At 71.6% G+C, this 18,879-nt stretch carries 16 protein-coding genes; 7 read left to right on the top strand and 9 right to left on the bottom strand.

The window, feature by feature from the left end; all coding sequences use genetic code 11:
• Window positions 1-139: 139 nt before the first annotated feature.
• Window positions 140-985 carry a helix-turn-helix transcriptional regulator gene (locus ACZ5ID_RS36265; RefSeq protein ID WP_468906857.1) on the top strand — a complete coding sequence of 282 codons (846 nt, stop codon included), beginning with the start codon at window positions 140-142 and terminating at the stop codon, window positions 983-985.
• Window positions 986-1,420: 435 nt separating this feature from the next.
• Window positions 1,421-2,188 carry an alpha/beta hydrolase family protein gene (locus tag ACZ5ID_RS36260; RefSeq protein WP_468906854.1) on the top strand — a complete coding sequence of 256 codons (768 nt, stop codon included), beginning with the start codon at window positions 1,421-1,423 and terminating at the stop codon, window positions 2,186-2,188.
• A gap of 170 nt (window positions 2,189-2,358) precedes the next feature.
• Here the strand turns inward: ACZ5ID_RS36260 and ACZ5ID_RS36255 are convergent, their stop codons facing one another.
• Entirely contained in the window at window positions 2,359-3,087 is a 729-nt protein-coding gene (locus ACZ5ID_RS36255) for a response regulator (RefSeq protein WP_468906851.1), read from the bottom strand.
• On the bottom strand, window positions 3,084-3,923 hold the full coding sequence (locus tag ACZ5ID_RS36250) for a sensor histidine kinase (RefSeq protein ID WP_468906848.1): 840 nt from the start codon (window positions 3,921-3,923) through the stop codon (window positions 3,084-3,086). Before ACZ5ID_RS36250 ends, ACZ5ID_RS36255 begins: the two co-directional genes overlap by 4 nt.
• Window positions 3,924-4,061: 138 nt before the next feature.
• Between ACZ5ID_RS36250 and ACZ5ID_RS36245 the strand changes: the two genes are divergently transcribed.
• Window positions 4,062-4,772, top strand: coding sequence for an ABC transporter ATP-binding protein (locus tag ACZ5ID_RS36245; RefSeq protein WP_468906846.1), 711 nt, complete (start codon window positions 4,062-4,064; stop codon window positions 4,770-4,772).
• Window positions 4,769-7,078, top strand: coding sequence for an FtsX-like permease family protein (locus tag ACZ5ID_RS36240; RefSeq protein WP_468906844.1), 2,310 nt, complete (start codon window positions 4,769-4,771; stop codon window positions 7,076-7,078). Before ACZ5ID_RS36245 ends, ACZ5ID_RS36240 begins: the two co-directional genes overlap by 4 nt.
• Window positions 7,079-7,229: 151 nt before the next feature.
• Here the strand turns inward: ACZ5ID_RS36240 and ACZ5ID_RS36235 are convergent, their stop codons facing one another.
• Window positions 7,230-8,483 (bottom strand): beta-ketoacyl-[acyl-carrier-protein] synthase family protein, encoded by a 1,254-nt coding sequence (locus ACZ5ID_RS36235; protein WP_468906842.1) that lies wholly within the window; start codon window positions 8,481-8,483, stop codon window positions 7,230-7,232.
• A gap of 108 nt (window positions 8,484-8,591) precedes the next feature.
• Window positions 8,592-9,278, bottom strand: coding sequence for a lysophospholipid acyltransferase family protein (locus tag ACZ5ID_RS36230; RefSeq protein ID WP_468906840.1), 687 nt, complete (start codon window positions 9,276-9,278; stop codon window positions 8,592-8,594).
• Between the two features lie 393 nt (window positions 9,279-9,671).
• Here ACZ5ID_RS36230 and ACZ5ID_RS36225 point away from each other — a divergent pair, with 393 nt between their 5' ends.
• Both ACZ5ID_RS36225 and ACZ5ID_RS36220 read left to right on the top strand, forming a co-directional pair.
• Window positions 9,672-10,961: a cytochrome P450 gene (locus ACZ5ID_RS36225; protein ID WP_468906838.1), complete on the top strand. Its 1,290-nt coding sequence runs from the start codon at window positions 9,672-9,674 to the stop codon at window positions 10,959-10,961.
• A 39-nt stretch (window positions 10,962-11,000) separates the two neighbouring features.
• Complete coding sequence (locus ACZ5ID_RS36220) at window positions 11,001-12,620, top strand: peroxidase family protein (RefSeq protein WP_468906832.1); 1,620 nt, start codon at window positions 11,001-11,003, stop codon at window positions 12,618-12,620.
• A 55-nt stretch (window positions 12,621-12,675) separates the two neighbouring features.
• On the opposite strand, the gene ACZ5ID_RS36215 is transcribed toward ACZ5ID_RS36220, so the two are convergent.
• Both ACZ5ID_RS36215 and ACZ5ID_RS36210 read right to left on the bottom strand, forming a co-directional pair.
• On the bottom strand, window positions 12,676-12,933 hold the full coding sequence (locus ACZ5ID_RS36215; protein ID WP_468906829.1) for a hypothetical protein: 258 nt from the start codon (window positions 12,931-12,933) through the stop codon (window positions 12,676-12,678).
• A 36-nt stretch (window positions 12,934-12,969) separates the two neighbouring features.
• Window positions 12,970-15,138, bottom strand: coding sequence for an acetoacetate decarboxylase family protein (locus ACZ5ID_RS36210; RefSeq protein WP_468906827.1), 2,169 nt, complete (start codon window positions 15,136-15,138; stop codon window positions 12,970-12,972).
• Window positions 15,139-15,486: 348 nt separating this feature from the next.
• Here ACZ5ID_RS36210 and ACZ5ID_RS36205 point away from each other — a divergent pair, with 348 nt between their 5' ends.
• On the top strand, window positions 15,487-16,482 hold the full coding sequence (locus ACZ5ID_RS36205; protein ID WP_468906824.1) for an acyl-CoA desaturase: 996 nt from the start codon (window positions 15,487-15,489) through the stop codon (window positions 16,480-16,482).
• 171 nt (window positions 16,483-16,653) lie between these two features.
• Here the strand turns inward: ACZ5ID_RS36205 and ACZ5ID_RS36200 are convergent, their stop codons facing one another.
• The 3 genes from ACZ5ID_RS36200 to ACZ5ID_RS36190 all read right to left on the bottom strand — a co-directional run bounded on the left by ACZ5ID_RS36200 (window position 16,654) and on the right by ACZ5ID_RS36190 (window position 18,692).
• The gene (locus ACZ5ID_RS36200) at window positions 16,654-16,821 is read right to left on the bottom strand and encodes a hypothetical protein (protein ID WP_468906821.1); all 168 of its coding nucleotides are present in this window, start codon (window positions 16,819-16,821) and stop codon (window positions 16,654-16,656) included.
• 229 nt (window positions 16,822-17,050) lie between these two features.
• Window positions 17,051-17,497, bottom strand: coding sequence for a hypothetical protein (locus tag ACZ5ID_RS36195; RefSeq protein ID WP_468906819.1), 447 nt, complete (start codon window positions 17,495-17,497; stop codon window positions 17,051-17,053).
• 379 nt (window positions 17,498-17,876) lie between these two features.
• Window positions 17,877-18,692, bottom strand: coding sequence for a hypothetical protein (locus ACZ5ID_RS36190; protein ID WP_468906817.1), 816 nt, complete (start codon window positions 18,690-18,692; stop codon window positions 17,877-17,879).
• Window positions 18,693-18,879: the final 187 nt, after the last annotated feature.

Raw genomic sequence — 18,879 nt, 5'->3', positions numbered from 1 at the left:
GTTTTTTTTTTCGGGTTGTTTCTCTCTCCCTCTACGCAGAGTCGGGGGGCGGAGGATGGGGAGGGGGGGGGGGTGGTGGTGGGGGGGGTGGCCCCCCCCCCCCCCCCCCCCCCCCGCCCCCGCGGCCTAACCTGAGGACATGACCGACAACCACCTGGGAGAGTTCCTGCGCGCACGCAGGGCGGCCCTGTGTCCGCGGGACGTCGGTATGGCGAGCTACGGAGTGCGTAGAGTCGCCGGACTGCGCCGAGAAGAAGTCGCCGTCCTGGCCGGGGTGAACGCGGATTACTACACCCGTCTGGAACAGGGGCGCGAACGCCGCCCTTCGGCCCAGGTACTCGACGCGCTCGGCCGCGCCCTGCGACTGGACCCCGACGCCCACGCGCACCTGCACCAGTTGGCCGGGACAGCGCCGAGCAGCCAGTTCGTCCACACCACGGACCCTGTCAGTCCCGCCCTGCGCCAACTGATCGACGGCTATCCGGGCGCCCCGGCCTTCGTCATCGACCGGACCTTGGACGTCCTGGCGGTCAACACTCTGGCCAAGGCACTGCATTCACCCTTCGCGAAGGCGGACAACCTGGCTCGCATGGCCTTCCTCGACCCAGCAGGCCGACAGTTCTACATCCGGTGGAATCACACAGCGGAGGCCACCGTGAGCCACCTACGTCAGGCGGCAGGCCTCGACCCGGACAACCCCAGGCTGCGAGAACTCGTCCACACCCTCACCGAGTCCAGCGCGGACTTCACCCGCTTGTGGAACACCCACGTCGTGCGCGGCAAGACCCAGGACTCCAAGCACTTCCTCCACCCGGACGTCGGTCCTGTGACGGTCACCTATCAGACCTTCGACGTACGTGCCGCCCCCGGCCAGCAACTGGTCGTCTACCAGGCCGAACCCGGCAGCCCGAGCGCCCGCGCCCTGCGGCTGCTCGACTCCATCCACGTCACTTCGCATCCGAACGCCGACGGTGGCAACCTCTAGGTCGCCGCCCTCCAGACCGGCCCCCCGCCGCGCCGCGCTGTGCAGACGCTGCGCCTCGGCGAGTGCGGCTCGGGTGTGCGGCAGGACGGCGTGGCCCAGGAGACCGGCGGCTTCGACCACTTGGTCTCGACCGCCGCGATGCCGCGAACGCCCCGCTCGCCGAACTCGGCGCCAGGTCCGTGCGGGCCGGTGTGAGGGCCGGTGTGCGGGCCGGTGTAGGTGGATGTAAGTGGGTGTCGGTCGGTGTCACGAAAATGGTCTGGCCGAGCTGATGATCGATCTGCTAGCTTTCACCTGCCCGTGACACCGCCCGAGGAGGTGAGACCCATGAACGCTGTATCGACGTGGGTGCTCCCTCTTCCCGTCACGGCCGGCGACTGACGTAGGCGCCGCCGGGAGCGCCGCAGACCAAGGCACTCCCGAAAGGCAACACCTATGTACTCCTTCGATTTCACCGCCGAATCGTCGTCGAACGGCGTGGTCGAGCGCGACTTCACCATCGGGGGCGTCCCCGGCGTCCTCTGGTCCCCCGCCTCCGGCGCCACCGATCGCGCGCCCCTGATCCTCCTGGGCCACGGCGGTGGCAACCACAAGAAGCACCCGGCGATGTCCGGCCGGGCCCGGCTCCTGGTGACCGGTTGCGGTTTCCACGTCGCGGTCATCGACGCACCCGGTCACGGCGACCGGCCGCGCACGGCGCACGACGAGGCGGAGATCGCCGAGCTGTTCCGGGCGAGGGCGGCGGCCGAGCCCGAAGGCCCGATCGTCGTCCGCTACAACGAGCATCTGGCCGAACTCGCCGTACCCGAATACCAGATGACTCTGGACGCTCTTCAGCAGCTTCCGGAGATCGGCGCCGACGGGCCGGTCGGTTACTGGGGCCTCAACATGGGCACCGCGATCGGCATACCGCTGGTGGCGACCGAACCCCGGATCACGGCCGCGGTCTTCGGCCAGCACTGGCCCCACGTCCTGGCCGAGAGGGCGAAGCAGATCACCATCCCGATCGAGTTCGATCTGCAGTGGGATGACGAGCACATCTCTCGCGAGGAGGGCCTCGCACTGTTCGACGCCTTCGCCTCGAAGGAGAAGTCCTTGCACGTGAACTCCGGCAAGCACAAGGAGCTGCCGCGGTTCGAGGCCGACAGTGCGGTCCGGTTCTTCGCCCGGCACTTCGGCCCGGCGGTCAGCGCGTCGGCCTGATGCCCGCGGCGGCGTCCGGTGCGTCAGCCGGACGCCGCCACCGTGGCTCCCTGCGAGAGCGAGGGGTATCTACGTAGCCGGTCCGCCCGCTTGGAACCGCGCCGTATGGCCTATCGCACCTCGCCCTGGAGGCTGTCCCACACCGACGGGGACGCCGACCCCCAGCCTGGCTACCGGCCGGAGTCGGTGCTCTCGGGGGACTCGGCGGACTCGCCCGGTGAGACAAGTCCTGTCTCGTAGGCGAGGACGACGGCCTGGGCCCGGTCGCGCAGGGTCAGCTTGGCGAAGATCCGGGCCACGTGGGTCTTCACCGTCGCCTCACTGAGCGTCAGTTCCCGCGCCAGCTCGGCATTGGACAGGCCCCGCCCCATGAGCGTCAGTACCTCGCGCTCGCGCGGCGTCAGCGCCGCCAGGTCCCGGTGGACGGCCGGAGTTGCCAGGCCCGTACCGGCTGTGGGGGCGCTGGGGGCGAAGCGCTCCACCAGGCGGCGGGTGATCGAGGGCGCGAGCAGGGCGTCGCCGGTGTCGACCAGGCGTACGGCGGCGGCCAGATGCGCGGGGGTGACGTCCTTGAGCAGGAAACCGCTGGCTCCTGCGGCCAGGGCGGCGTAGACGTAGTGGTCGAGGTCGAAGGTGGTCAGCATGATCACCCGGCACTCCGGGACCTGCGCGAGGATACGGCGAGCGGCTTCCAGGCCGTCCATGACGGGCATCCGGATGTCCATCAGTACGACGTCGGGCCGCAGCCTGCGCACAGCGGCAACGGCCTCGGCTCCGTCGCCGGCCTCGCCCACCACGTCGATGCCGCGGGCGGTCAGGATCAGGCGGAAGCCGGTGCGGACCAGTTCCTGGTCGTCGGCGATCACGACGCGCGGGGCGGGCGCGGTGTGCGTCGTCATGGCCGGTCCAGCGGGATCCGGGCGCGGACGCGGTAGCCACCGCCGAGGCGGCGGCGGGCGTCCAGGTCGCCGCCGTAGACGGCGACCCGCTCGCGAAGGCCGAGCAGCCCACGTCCTGCTCCGTCCGCCCTGTTCGGGGACGGTTCCTTCCGCGCGGGCCCGCTGCCCGTCAGGACGCTCGGTCCGCTGTTCAGCACCTCGACCCGCACATAGTGGTCGGCGTATCGCACCGTCACCTCGGCTTTCGCTCCGTCGCCGTGTTTGAGGGCATTGGTCAGGGCCTCCTGGATGATCCGGTAGGCGGTGACATCGATCCCGGTCGGCAGCGGGCGCGGCTCACCCGAGACGCGCGTCTCCACGGGCAGGCCGGCAAAGGCGATCCGGTCGATCAGCGGGCCGAGCCGGCTCAGGCTCGGCTGCGGGGAGAGGTCCATACCGTAGGGCTCGTCGTCGCCGTTCTGCGCGGGTGCGAGCAGGCCGAGCAGGTGCCGCAGCTCGGTCATCGTGTTCCGTCCGGCGGTCTCCACGGCGCTCATCGCCGCCGCGGCCTCGTCCGGCATGGTGGCCAGCACTTCGCGGGCGGCCCCGGCCTGGACCACCATGAGGCTCACGTTGTGGCTGACGATGTCGTGGAGCTCGGTGGCGATCCTGGCCCGCTCGGCGTCGACCGCGATCCGCGCCGCGCTCTCACGTTCCCGCTCCAGCAGCCAGCCGCGCTCTTCGATGGCCGTCCGGTGCAGCCGCCGTGCCCGGACCACGGCCACGCTCAGACACCCGGCGGCGCCGACTGCCGCCGCCAGGGCGATGACCAGCCAGACCGTCCCGGATCCCCACACCGGATCATCTTCGCAGGTGTACGGGGCGTGCCCGCATCAACCCCCGTACGCATCCGCGTACATCCCCAGGATGACCTGCCCGGACGGATACATCCGGGGGGTGACGCCCCGTCATCGACACCGGCCTAAGTTCGAGCCATGACAACTGATCATGACAGTGCCCGGCACGTGGTGGTGCGGCTGGAGAGCGTGCACAAGGAGTACGGCGACGCGAAGGCCCTGGACGGCCTTTCGCTGGAGATCCGGGCGGGCGACGCGGTCGCCGTGATGGGCCCCTCGGGCTGCGGCAAGTCCACCCTGCTCAACATGGTGGCCGGCCTGGACCGGCCGACCTCGGGCACCGTCGAGGTGCACGGTCATGACCTCGGGAAACTGAACGAGACCGGGCTCGCGCTGTTCCGGCGGCGCAACGTCGGCATGATTTTCCAGTTCTTCAACCTCATCGACGACCTGCCCGTCCTGGACAACGTGGCGCTGGCCGCGCAACTGACCGGCACCCCGGCCCGGCAGGCGCGTCGCCGCGCCCTGGAGCTTCTGGACGAACTCGGTGTCGCCGAGCGCCGGAACAACTATCCGGCGACGCTCAGCGGAGGCGAGCGCCAACGCGTCGCCGTCGCACGGGCGTTGATGAACCGACCGGCGCTGCTGCTCGCCGACGAGCCCACCGGCGCCCTCGACAGCCGGTCGGGCGAGCAGGTGATGGACCTGCTGATCGACCTCAACCAGATAGGCCAGACCCTGCTGATCGTCACCCACGACCCCAAGCTCGCCACACGCTGCGCCAGTCGGCTGATCGAAGTCGCGGACGGCCGGGTCGCCCGCGAGAGCGCACTGGAGGCGACCGCGTGAGCGCCGTATGGAGAGCCTCGCGCGCGGCCGTGAAGCGCCGCCGGGTCCAGACCTTCGTCATCGGGCTCGTCGTGCTCTGCTCCACCACGACCGTCCTGCTCGCGCTCGCTCTGCTGAACGCCGCGTCGGGCCCCTTCGACAAGGCCTACGCCGCACAGCGCGGCGCCCATACGGTGGCGACCTTCGACACCACCAAGGTCTCTCGGGAACAGTTGGCGCGCACCGCCCGGCAGCCCGGGGTCGCGGCTGCGGCCGGACCGTTCGGGCAGGCCGTCGTCGACATCCCCAAGGACTGGCTCTGGATGGCGGGCGGCACCCTCACCGTGGTGGGCCGGGCCGACCCGGCGGGCCCCGTGGACCGGATCGAGCTCCTGGAGGGCCACTGGGCGACCGCGCCCGGTGAGATCGTCGTCAACTGGTCGGTCCAGGGCTCCCCCGGCACCGCGCTTCTCGGCACCAAGCTGGAGATCCCCGGCGGAGCGCCGCTGACCGTCGTCGGATTCGCCGCCAGTATGAGCAAGTCGGCGAGCGCCTGGGTCTCGCCCGAGCAGATGGCCGCACTGCACCCGGTCTCCGCCCAGATGCTGTACCGCTTCACGGACTCCTCCACGGAGGCCCAGCTGAGCACCGCCCTCGCACGGGCCACCACGGGACTGCCCAAGGAATCGCTGACCGGCGCGCAGACCTACCTCACGCTCAGACAGGCCTACTCCGCGCTGGCCGACTCCTACCTCCCGTTCATCACGCTCTTCGGCGTGCTCGGCCTGCTGGTCTCCACCCTGATCGTCGGCAACGTGGTCAGCGGGGCGGTCGTCTCCGGGTACCGGCACATCGGGGTGCTCAAGGCTCTGGGCTTCACCCCGAACCAGGTCGTCGCCGTCTACCTGACGATGCTCTCGGTGCCAGCGGTGGTGGGCTCTGTGCTGGGCACCCTGCTGGGCGACGCGCTGGTCGGACCGATCCTGAGGGTCGCGTTCACCGGCATCGACGTGGGCCGGGCCTCGGTCGGCGACATCAGCCCGTGGGTCTCCGTGGCCTGCCTCGTGGGCATGCCCGCCCTCGTCCTGCTGGCCGCGTTGGTCCCCGCCCTGCGGGCCCACCGGCTGCCCGCCGCACGGGCGATCAGCGCGGGCGGCGCGCCGAGGACCGGGCGCGGACTGCGCGTCCAGCGGATGCTCGGCGCCACCCGGCTGCCGCGCCCGGTCAGTCTTGGCCTGGGCCAGCCGTTCGCGCGCCCCGGCCGCACCCTGCTGACCATGGCGGCCATCGTCCTCGGGGTCACCACGGTGACCCTGTCGACCGGACTGACCAGCACCATGGTGGCGTACGGCAATGTCGGGCGGGAGGACGGAGGCGCCAGAATCCACGTGACGACCGGGGGGCCGGGCGACGGCCGGACCCCGCCCCGGCTCGATGACCCGCAGATCGAGGAACGGCTGCGGTCGCTGCCGGGCGCTGAGGGGGTACGGGCCCGCGCGCTGTCCCAGGTGAACATGGCCGGGCAGACCCAGCCCGTCTTCGCCGACTTCTACCGCGGGGACGCGTCCTCGTACGATCACACCATCGTCAAGGGGCGGGCGCCGTCCGCGGCGGGCGAGATCGTGGCCGGGCCGGCGTTCCTGACCCAGCGCGGGCTGAAGCTCGGTGACCGGGTCACGCTGGAACTGAACGGCAGGAAGATCACCGCGACCGTCGTGGGTCAGCTCACCGAGGGCAACGCCCGTGCCCTGGAAGCCACTTGGGAGAGCCTGGCGCAGCTCGCACCGGACGCCCACGCCACCGAGTACACGGTACGGCTCGCCCCCGGCGCCGACGCGCACGCGTACGCCGAGGCGGTCACAGCGCTCGACCCCGGCCTGCACGCGTCGGTGCTGGACTTCAGCAACGCCGGTACCGCCACCGTCATCACCTTCTCCACGGTCTTCACCGCGCTGCTGACCCTCGTCGCCTCGCTCGGTGTCTTCAACACCGTCCTGCTGAACACCCGTGAACGCCGCCGGGACCTCGGCATGCTCAAGTCGATCGGGATGACCCCCCGGCAGGTGGTGGTGATGACGGTGACGTCCGTCGCCGGTCTCGGCGCGGTCGGCGGACTGCTCGGCATCCCGCTCGGGATGGCGGCGCACCGCCTCGTCGTGGACAACGTCGGGGTGGTCGACTTCCCCGCGTACATGAAGGACGTGTGGCACGCGCCGCAGCTGGCCGCGGTGCTCCTGGCGGGAGTGGTGATCGCCGTCCTCGGTGCTCTGGTCCCGGCCAGGTCGGCCGCCCGGATGACCATCGCCTCGGCGCTGCACACCGAGTAGGTCACCGGTCGGCACCAGCCTCCGGAACCGGCCCACGGCAGCCACCGGCGTCAGCCACCGGCTGCCGTCGCGACGGATACGCCCGTGTCCCGCCGACCGTCGCGGGCGACGGCACCGCCGCCCCGGAAAAGGGAGACCGGAAGAAGCGCCGTCAGTGAGTGGCTGTGAAGGCGAGTACGGCGTTCTGGCCGCCGAACCCGAAGGAGTTGCTGACGGCGGCTCCCATCCGCTGCGGCCGGGGCACCTTGGCGACCACATCCAGGTCCAGGGCGGGATCGAGGGTGTCGAGGTTGGCGGTGGGCGGGATCAGCTGGTGCCGCAGGGTGAGCACGGTGCAGGCCGCTTCGATGGCTCCCGCGCCGCCGATGGCGTGTCCGATGGTGCCCTTGACGGCGGTGACGGGCGGAGGCCGCCGGAAGACCTGGTGCAGCGCGTTGTGCTCGGCCGCGTCTCCCTGCGGGGTGGCGGTGCCGTGCGCGTTGACGTGGTCGATGTCTTCCGGGGCGAGGCCCGCGTCCGAGAGGGCGGCGCGCAGAGCGCGCGCGGCGCCGTCGCCGTCGGGCTGCGGGGCGGTGAAGTGGTGGGCGTCGCAGGAGGCGCCGTAACCGGCGAGCAGGGCTTGGGGGTGCGCACGCCGTGCCCGGGCGTCCTCGACGCGTTCCAGGACGAGCACGGCCGCTCCCTCACCGAGGACGAACCCGTCGCGGTTCCGGTCGAACGGGCGGGAGGCGGTCGCGGGGCTGTCGGCGCGCCGCGACAGAGCGCGCATCTGGGCGAAGCAGGCGGCGGTCATACGCAGCCGGGCCGACTCGCTGCCGCCGGCCAGGACCACGTCGCAGCTGCCGGCCAGCAGCCAGTCGCGTGCCAGTCCGATCGCGCTGGTCCCGGAGGCGCAGGCGGCGCTGACGACCAGGTTGGGGCCCTGCGCCCCGAGATCGAGGGCGATCTCGGCGGCGGCCATGTTCGGCACGCTGCGCGTCAGCGCCAGGGGTGAGACACGTTCGGGCAGGTGAGCCGCGAGCCGGTCGAACTCGGCCTGCCAGCCCTGTATGGACCCGGTGCCGACCCCCATCACCACGCCGATACGGGCGCCCTCCCAGCCGTCGGGAGCAAGGCCCGCGTCGGAGACGGCCTCCCGGGCGGCGAGCAGCGCGAAGATCGTGAAGCGGTCGAGGCGCCGGGCGCGCCGGTGCCCGAGCAGACCGGCCACGTCGAGACCGGGCACCTGGCAGGAGAAGGCCACGGGCAACCCGCTCAGGGCGGGGTCGTCGGTGGCCGTGGACAGCCCGGCCGTGAGGCCCGCCCACGCCGCGTCCCGGCCGATGCCCGCCGGGGTGACCAGTCCCAGCCCGGTGACGGCCACGGGGGCGCGCCGCGCGGGACCTTGTGCTGTCACGAGATGCATAAGGGTGATTGTTCGGGCCGGGCGGGGGGTTCCAGGGACACCGCAACTCGTTCGGCCCAGGCGGAGGGAGCCGTACCACCCGTATGAGCGAACGGTGTTGCTCCGTCATCAGCGCTGGTCATCGGGGACCGGGTCCTCGCACGGCTGCCCGCCGCGGAGGCCGTGCACCGCGCGGGACCAGGTGACGCCCAGCGCAACCTCCAGGTCGTCCAACGGCCGGTCCGAGGCGTCGAGACGAAGCGCCGGCCCGATGTGTACGTGGACGCGCGGCCGGCGTACCGGCGCGGTGGCCCAGCCTGCCAGCTGCTTGGCCCGGCTTCCGGAGGCGACCCGGCGGGCACCCGCGTGCCCGATGGGGATCACGGGCGCGTCCATGGACAGTGCGAGCCGGACGACACCGGTCTTCAGACGGGCGGGCGGCCGGTCGTGGGAGGTGCGGTGCCGGGGCAGACCTCCTTCGGGGTAGATGAGCACGCTGCGTCCCCCGGCGAGCGCCTCGGCGGCGTGCCGCAGGGCGTCCCCGGCGCGGCGGCTCCCCCGGTACACCGGCACGTATCCCTCCCGGGTGAGGGCCCGGGACAGCAGAGGCACCCGCCACAATCCGGCAGTGGCCAGCACGGCGGGCCGCAGGCCGAGCCGGTGCAGGGTGCCGATCAGCAGCACCGGGTCGAAGAACGAGGTGTGGTTGGCGGCGAGGACACATCCGCTGCGGGCGGCCCGGCTCAGGTGCTCGGCACCGCTCACGGTCGTGTCGCTGAAGAGGGGCACCATGGATCCGGCCCATGCGGACAGCATCCGGGCCCTCCTTCCGGGACGACGCTCGGCCGCCCGCTGTACGGCACACGGCGGCACGGCGGACGGCAGACCGAACGCCGCGGTCGGCGGACGGCGGACCGCACGCGGCGGCACGATCGACGGCAGACCGAACGGGGCGGCACGGCAGGGCCGACGGCAGACCGGGACAGTGCCCGGCAGGCGGCCCGGACAGGCCCCGCCCGCCAGGACGCGCTCGTACCCCGGCGCCCACCAGGACGACCACATGCCCCGGCGGCTGCCGGGACCGGTCCGCGCGGACCGGTCCCGGTCCCGCCCACGATCCTCACCCCGGCTCCGCTCCCCCGCACCCCGGCGCTGCTCCGGATGCCCGCCCGACGTGCGACGGCCGCCGTGCGGTGGCTCAATGCCGTCATGGACTTCCTCACCGCGTACGACGCGCTCCCGGAGGACGACGTCCCGCGGCGGGTGGCCCTGCTGCGGCGGAGCATGGCAGCCGACAAGGCGGCCCTGTTCACCGAACTGCGCGCACACCGGCCGGTGTTCAGCACACCCGTCGGTGTGTTCGTCACCCGGCACCCGGACGTCCTGGAGGTGTTGTCTGCGCCCGAGACGTTCACCGTCGGCGTGTTCGGGCCGCTGTTGGAGGAGGTGCTCGGTGCTCCCTTCCTCCTCGCCCGGGACGGCGCCGACCTGCACTGGCGCGAGCGCGGTTACGGGCAGGTGTTCCTGGCGGCCGAGGACGCGCCCCGGGTGCGCGAGCTGACGGCGCGGATCGCCGACGCGGTCCTGGACGAGGCGCTCGCCCGGGGTGGTGACACCTTCGACCTGATCCAGGACTACGCCCGTCTGGCCGCCGCCCAGGTGGCCCGCGCCTACCTGGGTCTGGACGGCATCGACGAGGAGGTCCTGCACTCCTGCACCCGCCGTATGCAGTGGGCGTTCGCCATCAATCCCGACCGCGACCCGGAGATCCACGCGGCCGGGATGGCGGCCGGGCGCGAGCTGCGCGAGCGGGTGGCCGAGGTGATCACGCGACGCCGGTCCGCGTCCGAGGACGGCGGCGACGGGCCCGCAGACATCCTCGACCGGATGCTGCGCACCCGGCTCCCCGCCGAGTACGGCTTCGACGACAAGCGGATCAACGCCAACCTCGCCGGCTACCTGACGGGTTATCAGCAGAATGCCACGCAGTGCACGGCCACCGCGCTGAAGGAGCTCGCGCTGCGCCCCGAGGCACTGGCCGAGGCCGAGCGGGCGGCGGACGCGGGCGACCCGGAGCGATTCGACGCCTATGTGTGGGAGGCGCTGCGCTTCCACCCGTTCGTGCCCGTCACGCCCCGGCTGTGCCTGCGCGACCACGTGCTGGCCACCGGGACGCCGCGGCAGACGGTGATCCCCGCCAAGAGCGTGGTGCTTGCCTGCTTCGCGTCCGCCATGTTCGACGAAGAGGTGCTGGACGCGCCCGCCGAGTTCCGCCCCCGCCGCCCGGCCGCGCACAACCTCGTCCTCGGGTACGGCGCCCACGACTGCGTCGGGAAGTACGCCGCCCAGGTGATCGTGCCGGAGCTGGTGCGACGGGTGCTGCTGCGTCCCGGCGTCCGCCCGCTGCCCGGCGGTGAACGCGCCCTCGACTACGCGGGCACCCCGTTCCCGCAGCACTACCCGGTGAGTTCCGGCCGCCCGCCCGTACCCGCGGCCTGACCGCCGACGACCGCCGCCGACCGCGCATCCGGAGGACCCATGACCGTCACGTCTCGTGAGACCGAGGGCCGGACGGTGCCGCGCACGGAAGCCCGGGACAGGTCCCGCGACGGCCGGCGCAACCGGTTCGAGACCCATCTGCTGACCCACTACCGCCCCGCCTGGCAGGCCGCCCAGCGCAGCAGATGGCTGCACCGCAGGCTCAACTCGACCCTCACCGACCTGGCGGTCCTCAAAGCGCCCCCGCGCCCGGAGCCGCTGAGCACGAAGAGTCCGTACACCTCCTGGGACTCGCTCACCGACCGCTCCTGGGTGGGCCGCCACCTGCCGCCGACGGCCGGGCAGCCCGGGAACCTGCCGCCCCCGCAGGAGGTCGCCGAGCTGTTCCGCCGCGAGGGCGGGGGAAGGTACTGCGCGCGTTCCACAGCGCTGCTGCCCGCGTTCGCGCAGTGGTTCACCGACGGCTTCCTGCGCGGACACGCCGCCACCGGCGACCCGCGCCGCACGGACTCCCCGCACACCCTGGACATGTGCCAGCTCTACGGCGACCGCGAGGAGGTCACCGCGTGCCTGCGCACCTTCCAGGGCGGCCGGCTGAAGAGCCGGATGATCGACGGCGCCGAGTTCCCGCCCGCGCTGTGCCGGGACGGCAGCATCCTTGAGGAGTTCGGGGCGATCAGGCCGGTCCGCTTCGGCGAGGTGCCCAAGGACCGCGTCGACACGCTCTTCGCGTGCGGCGGCGAACGTGTGCACGCGCACATCGGTCCGATGGCGCTCAACGTCCTGTTCCTGCGCGAGCACAACCGGGTCGCCGGTCTCCTCGGCGCCGCCCACCCGGAGTGGGACGACGAGCGCGTCTTCCAGACCACCCGCAACACCCTGATCGTGATGATGATCCGGGTGATGCTGGAGGAGTACATCAACCACATCACGCCGTACCACTTCGACTTCGTCCTCGACCCGGTACGCACCGACCGGGGGGTGTGGCACCGGGAGAACTGGGCGACGATCGAGTTCAGCCTCGTCTACCGCTGGCACAGCCTGATCCCGTCCACCTACCGGATCGCGGACCAGGAGGTGCCGCTCGCCCGGACGATCGCCAACGGGCAGCTCGTCCTCGACCGCGGCCTCGGCCCGCTGTTCGAGGATCTGTCACGGCAACCAGCCGGTCTGTCGGGGCTGTTCAACACCGACGAGTTGCTGCTGCCCATCGAGGCGCGCTCCGTCGCGGTCGGCCGTGAGCTGCGGCTGGCGTCGTACAACGACTACCGCGTCCACTACGGTTTCCCGCCGGTCACCCATCCACGGCAGATCACCGGCGACTCCCGGGTCCAGGAGGCGCTGCTCGACCTGTACGGCGGTGTCGACGACATCGAGCTGTACGTCGGTCTGTTCGCGGAGGAGCCGGAGCCCGGCGCCATCTTCGGCCGGCTGCTCGAACGGATCATCTCCGTCGACGCGTTCTCCGAGGCGCTGAACAACCCGCTGCTCGCGCCCCGTCTGTTCGCCCCCTCGACGTTCTCGGAGGAGGGTATGCGGGTCGTCCGGGAGACCAGGAGCTTCTCCGACCTGGTGCACCGCAACCTGCCGGAGGACTCCGGACGTTATTTCGTGTCGCTGGGCAGCGCCGCGGGCGATACCCGGCCACCCGTCCGCTGAACGCGGTCTCCCCCGGCCGCTCGCCGCCAGGGCGCCCGGTGGCCGCGCCGCGCGGTCAGTCACGGACGTGCGCGACCAGGGCCTCCGCGGCGGTACGCAGTTGTTCCGCCGCCGTCGCACACGCGGCGGCCTGCTGCTCCAGGGTGGCCCGGCTCCACTCGGGTGCCGCCGGGCAGCCGTCGAGCGCGGCTGCGGTGGCGAGCAGTCGGCGCGCGTAGGCCGCCATGAGGTCGGCGTCCTGCCGCAGCGTACGCACCTGGCCGAGAAGGTCATCGACGGGTGAGGCGGCTGCTCGGGGGGACTCGGTCACCATGGCGGCTCCCACTCGGCTCGGTGCGGTACGGGGACTTCAGCGCGGCAGGACGGCGCCCGCGCTGCGGTGCAGCATCAGTTGCGGGCAGCTCAGGACGAACAGGGGCCGCGTCCCGTCGATGCCCAGTGCGCGCAGCCGACCGGCGAGCGGCCCGGCCGCCGCGCTGTCCAGCCGCAGCCGGACCCCGCCGCCGGGGTGCAGCCGCTGCCTGCCGTGGACCCGGACCAGGGTGCGTACGGTGCTGTCGCTCCGGCGGCCGTAGAGCACCCAGTCCGCCTCCGGACAGCGCACGCCGGGGCCGATCCGGCCCTCGACGGCGAGCCCGAGTCCCGGAGAGCGGCAGGCGATGTGCCGACTCATCAGGTCGGCCTCGGCCGGCGTCCGCACCGCGGGCTGGCCCCAGATCTCCTGGGCGACGATCCGGGCGTCCTCGCTCGTCACGGCGAGGGACAGGACGTACCGTCCGGTGCGGCGCAGGTCCACCCGGCGCAGCAGGTCCGCCGCGACGTCGTACGGACGGGGCCGCCACAGGTCGTCGACCAGGATGGACAGGGCGATCTCCGTGTACGGGCCGATCGTGGTGCAACGGTGCTCGTACAGCGACAGCACGGCGAGGGCCCGTCGCGCCAACCGGCTGGGGGTCACCCAGGTGACGTCGGGCAGCAGCGTGCGCGCGGCATCGGCGGAGACCGCGAAGCAGAGGTGGGCGGCGGAGGAGTCGTAGTAGCGCACGGGGACGTCGACCGGACCGGCCGTCGTGGGGAACGCGCTGGTGGGCAAGGTGAGGAAGGGATAGCCCTCGGGCGGGCGGGCGCGGTCCTTGAGCTGGTACACCTGGCTGCGTACGACAGCCCCGCGGTAGGGACTGAGCGCTTCGTCAACGGCGTCGCACGCCTCAGGGATGACGGTCGTGAGGTGCTTGATGTATTCGCGGAGCATGTGGCACAGCGGGAACTCGTGGGTGGGACCGGTGTAGTCGACCTCGTACCAGTTGGGGTGCGGGTCGAACGCGGAACCCGCGCCCCGGCCGTCGAGGACGGGGACGATGTCGTGCTGGTTGGTGATGCTGGCGACCCAGGTGCGCGGGTCGGCGGGCTTCTTGTTGTCGACCGGCGAGCCGACGGTCACGACGTGCGTGACCCGGTAGGCGCGGCAGAACTCCTCGTTCTGCGCGAGGTTCATCAGGGCGATACCGCCCTCGCTGTGGCCGATCAGCGCGACCTCGGCACCCTTCGGAATGCCGTAGTCCGCAAGCGCCAGCAGGATCGAGCGGGTGTAGGGCGAGTCGGCCATGAACAGGTTGCGCCAGGCCCCGATGAAGTCCTGCGGGGAGTCGTTGCGGGGGCGGCCCGGAGCCATGCCGGGTGCCTGCAGGACGTAGCGGACGACGCCGTCGGGACCCCGCACGTTCTGGACGAGGACGCGCCCGTCGGTGCGGAGCGCCTCGATGTTGCCCAGGAACCCTAGGAAGGACCCCTCTGCGGCGATGAGCTGCCGCTCCTGGTCGGAGAGGGCCACCGGCTCGGCGGCGCCCTCCCCCTTGTCCATGGCCGCCAGATGGGCGGCGCTGATGCCGTGCAGCGGGTCCGCGGACAGTTCCCGTCCGGCGGCGAGCGCCCAGCCGGTCTCGTCGTTCTGCGGATCCTCGTCCAGCAGGGCGCGAATGCCGAGAAGTTCCGCCATCAGGGGCGCGAGCCCGGACAGCGCGCGCTGGGCGCCCTTGTCCCGGAACAGGGCGCGCAGGGCCCGTACGGCCTCCAGGTCGCGGTCGGCGGTGATCGCGGCCATCAGCCGGCGCATGCCGGGGTCGCGTTCGAACTCGGGGTGGTCGACCAGTACGGCGGCGATCCTCAGCCGCAGTGAGGTGACGGCGACCAGCGCGGCCAGGCTCTCCCGGCCCAGCACCTCCCCTGCCGCGCCGAGCACCTTCCCCATCCCCTTGGGCGCGGTGATCGCCGAGCCACCCAGGCCCTGCTTGTTCGTCAGGGCCCGCAGCAGCGCCCACTGGGCGGCGAGACCGGTGCGGGGCCGACGGCGGGCGGAGGCGGTCAGCGACGGCGCGAACAGCGCGCCGCTGGTGCGCGCGGACACCGCGCGGATGCCTTCGGCGACCTCGACCACATCGCGCGCGCACCGGCGCAGCAGCTCCCGGTCATCCTCGCCGTCCGGCGTGGGCCGTCCGGGTGCGTGGCCGTCCGCTCGCATCCCTCGCTCCCTCCCTCGACACCTACGCCGGCGGCACGGCTCGCGCGTACGACGACGTCTGCCGACCGGGCCCGCGCCGCGGGACACGCCCCGGGCCTGGCCCCATCGTCGACCAGGGACTCCGAGCCCGCACCTCCATCCCTACCTCCATGCCTACGTTCCCCCATGCCTTCATCCATCCAGGTAGAGCATGTCGCCGGAGGCCGTCCCGCCCGCCGCGCCTGAGCTCGGGGGGCGTGTCTCTTGCGCATAATCGCCGCACATGACTCCCTGCACTCCCCCACTCGTGGCAGGACCGTCCCCCGGCCTTCCCGGAGGGTCTCCCTCCCCGCTCGTGGGAGGTACGCCGTGACCGCGTCCCTCGAACACGCGGAAGGCCCGCGGGCCCCGCTTCCCGACACCGTCCCGGTCGGCCTGCCGCTGCGCACCGGCTACCTGCTGACGCTGGTGGTGGGCCCGCTGGCGGTGCTGGCCGTGGCACTGCCCGCCGCACTGGTCGGCGGCTGGGGGCCGCACTGGTACGACGCGGTCCTCGGTGCCGGGATGTACGCCCTGTCCATCATGGGCATCACGGCGGGCTACCACCGGCACTTCACCCATCTGTCGTTCAAGGCGAAGCGCCCCCTGCGGATCGCCCTGGGGCTGGCGGGCGGGCTCGCCATGGAGGGCCCGGTGACGATGTGGGTGGCCGAGCACCGGCGCCACCACCAGCACGCGGACCGGGAGGGCGACCCGCACTCGCCATGGAAGTACGGCACCACCCGCCGGGCCCTGCTCAAAGGTCTCTGGCACGCCCAGGTCGGCTGGTTCGCCTCCTCACCGGTCCGCTCCCACTACCCGCGCTACGCACCCGATCTGCTCGCCGACCCCGACGTGCGCCGTCTGGACCGCTGCTACCCGCTCACCATGGCCGCCTCACTCGGGCTGCCGCCGACGCTCGTCCTGGTGGTGACCCACGACTGGAGGACGGCTACGGTCACCCTCCTCTGGGCGAGCCTGGTCCGCTACGCCGTCGTCCACCACGTCACCTGGTCCGTGAACTCCGTGGCACACGCCTTCGGTAGCCGCAACTACCGCACCCGCGACCAGTCCCGGGACGTCGCCTGGGTCGCCCTGCTGACCTTCGGCGAGGGCTGGCACAACCTCCACCACGCCGACCCCAACAGCGCCCGGCACGGCGGCCTGGAGGGCCAGCCCGACCTCACGGCATGGCTCATCGCCCGGTTCGAGCGGTGGGGCTGGGCCTACGACGTACGCTGGCCGGACGCACGGCGGATCGCCGCACGACTGCGCACGGAGACGACCGCGCAGCGCACACCGCACACCCGGGCGCTCGGGGAGTAGCCCGGAGGTGCCGGGCTGATCCGTAACCGGCCAACTGGCGGTCCATCGCGTTCTGGCTTCTGCGCCGCGCCGCGCTTGGAGAGGTTGCGGGGTGATCTCGATGCCACTCCGCGGTTCTCGCTCTGGACACCGTCGACTACGGGTCGCAGAAGGGCGGTCCCGTCAGAGGGGTCATACCTTCCTCAGCTTGTACAGGTCCCAGGAGTCGGGGTCGCCGATGTACCGGTAGAGGGTGGTCCTTCCCTGTGTGCCACCCACGTTCCAGGGCAGCCACTGGCATCCCTGGACGCTGACTTTGACCTCCTGGCTCCAGGCGTCCTTCCAGCATCGAACTCCCAAGTTCCCTCACCTGCGCACTCCTTCATCACAGAATTGAAGTTCTCCTCGAACCGCTCCTCTTTGACGCCGAAGGCAGCGACCCTGCCGTCCGCGGTGAAGGTCAGCGCTGCACCCCTCCCGTCGGTCCAGGTTCCGACAAGAGCCGGTACGGACACCATCGGCTAGCGGTACGCCTTGAGGAGGTTCGTTTGGAAAGCCATGCCACCGAGGATGCCGACGCTGATGAAGATCAACACGCCCCAGCCGGCCACCGCGCCAAGCAGCCTCCGCCCGCCGCGACCGGCTCGCCAGGGCCGGGACGGTGAGTACAGCAGCGGCCAGCCACCATCCACAAGGCCCCAGCAGACGCCCAGTCCCAGGAACCTGCCACAGCGGTTCCCATCGCTATGGGCGCGAGGGCTGCCGCCAGGACCAGGGGTATCCACCACCAGGCTTCCCGGCCGCCGAACCGCCGCCCCAGCGCTCCGGCCAACCCGATCGCCGGCAACACGCAGACTGCCGACATCGCGGCTCCGAGGATGGCGCCTGCTACGGCCAGGAGGGGCAGCACCAGCATGCCGAGTGCGTTGATGCCGCCGCCGACATTGGGCGACTCCTGCGTCTGGCCGTACACCACGGCCACCACGAGAGTGAGCGCCGACTCAAGGAACAGCACGACCATCGAGATCCACAGCATCCGCCCAGTAGACCGCTCGCGCCCCATAGCCAGGCCCTCTCATGGACGGCACATGAGCGCGGCTCGCCCATAGGCCGACCGCCACACTGCAACAAATTTGAACATGTTCAATTTGATCGATGGCGCACTCACCAAGGCCCCGAACCTGAGCACGCTGGGAACGGTGGCATCCCTCGCGGCGCCAGGTCACGGCCTATCGGCATCTGCACCTCGCGAGGAGGCCCGGGAGATGCTCGGACTGGAGGGCCGGGACAGTCGACGGCTCGTCCGGGCTCCGCATCCGGACTTCCGGCGAGTCTCCTTGAAGTCCATGTCCCCTCTCGCCCTTGACGGCTGCTGCCACCGTCCAACTACGTGAGAGAGCCTGGGCCGACCGACTTCAGAGGCCGGCCTCGGCCAGAATGTGGTCCATCCGGGCCCGTGGAAGCACAGGGTTTGCCGCTGCCTGTTCTGCGACCGCGGGGTCCGGGTCCGCCAGCAGTTGCTCCATCAGTTCCGCGGTGATGTTGGGGTGGCGGGCCACGCCTCGGCGCAGGAACGAATCCTCGCAACCCGCAAGCCGCCGCAGCTCCGGAACGGGCAGATCGGGGTCCTCCAGCGCGAGGACACGTACCCGTGGATCCACTTCTTCCACGAAACCGCGCAGTGCCTGGCGCGGGAAGTTGGGATGGTCTATCAGCAGCGGCCGGACGTGGAAGGTTTCGCCGTGGCTGCGGAGCAGCCGCAGCAGGACCTGTGGTGGCGTGTCGGGCCGACGGGCGGCGGCGCGACGGACGGACACGTCCGGGTCGTCGTCCAGCCTTTGCCAGGCCTCCTCCGGCAGGTCCCGGCCAGCCGCGAGTACCTTCCGCAACACCGCGTGCGGGCAGCCCACATAGCTCAATCGCTCGGCGAGCGGCGCGTCTCGCAGCCAGCTCGGCTCGTACGGTGACCAGTGGAGTGCGACATCCGCCTCGGTGCTTCCGGCTGCGTATTCTTCCTTCACCAGTGCGAGCAGGTGGTCCCGCACTTCGGGGTCGACGTGACGGCTGTAGGCGACCGCGACGCGTACAAACGGATCTGCGCTGGTCTGGAGACTGATCACCATGTCGGCGGTCAGGTGCGGGTTGCCGGCCACCGCGTGCAGCACCTTCTTGTCTCCGGTGGCCAGCAGTTGCTCGAACTGCTTGGACGTCAGAGGGAGATGGCGCGCCACGTTGGCCTGGACGGCTGAATCGGAGAGGCATCGCTCGTGATACTCCGCCGGTACGCCCGGGTGCTCTGTCCTCGTAGCGGAGGCGCGTACCCCTAGGGGCTTTCGTTTGGATCACTGTGCGGACCAGAGGAAGATGCCTGCGATGTGGAGTCCGGCCAGGTAGATTGCGGCCGTCTTCTCGTAGCGG

Source organism: Streptomyces sp. NPDC031670 (assembly GCF_055580545.1).
The sequence above is the reverse complement of the archived record's forward strand: the minus strand, read 5'-3'. Positions and strand labels throughout refer to the sequence as shown.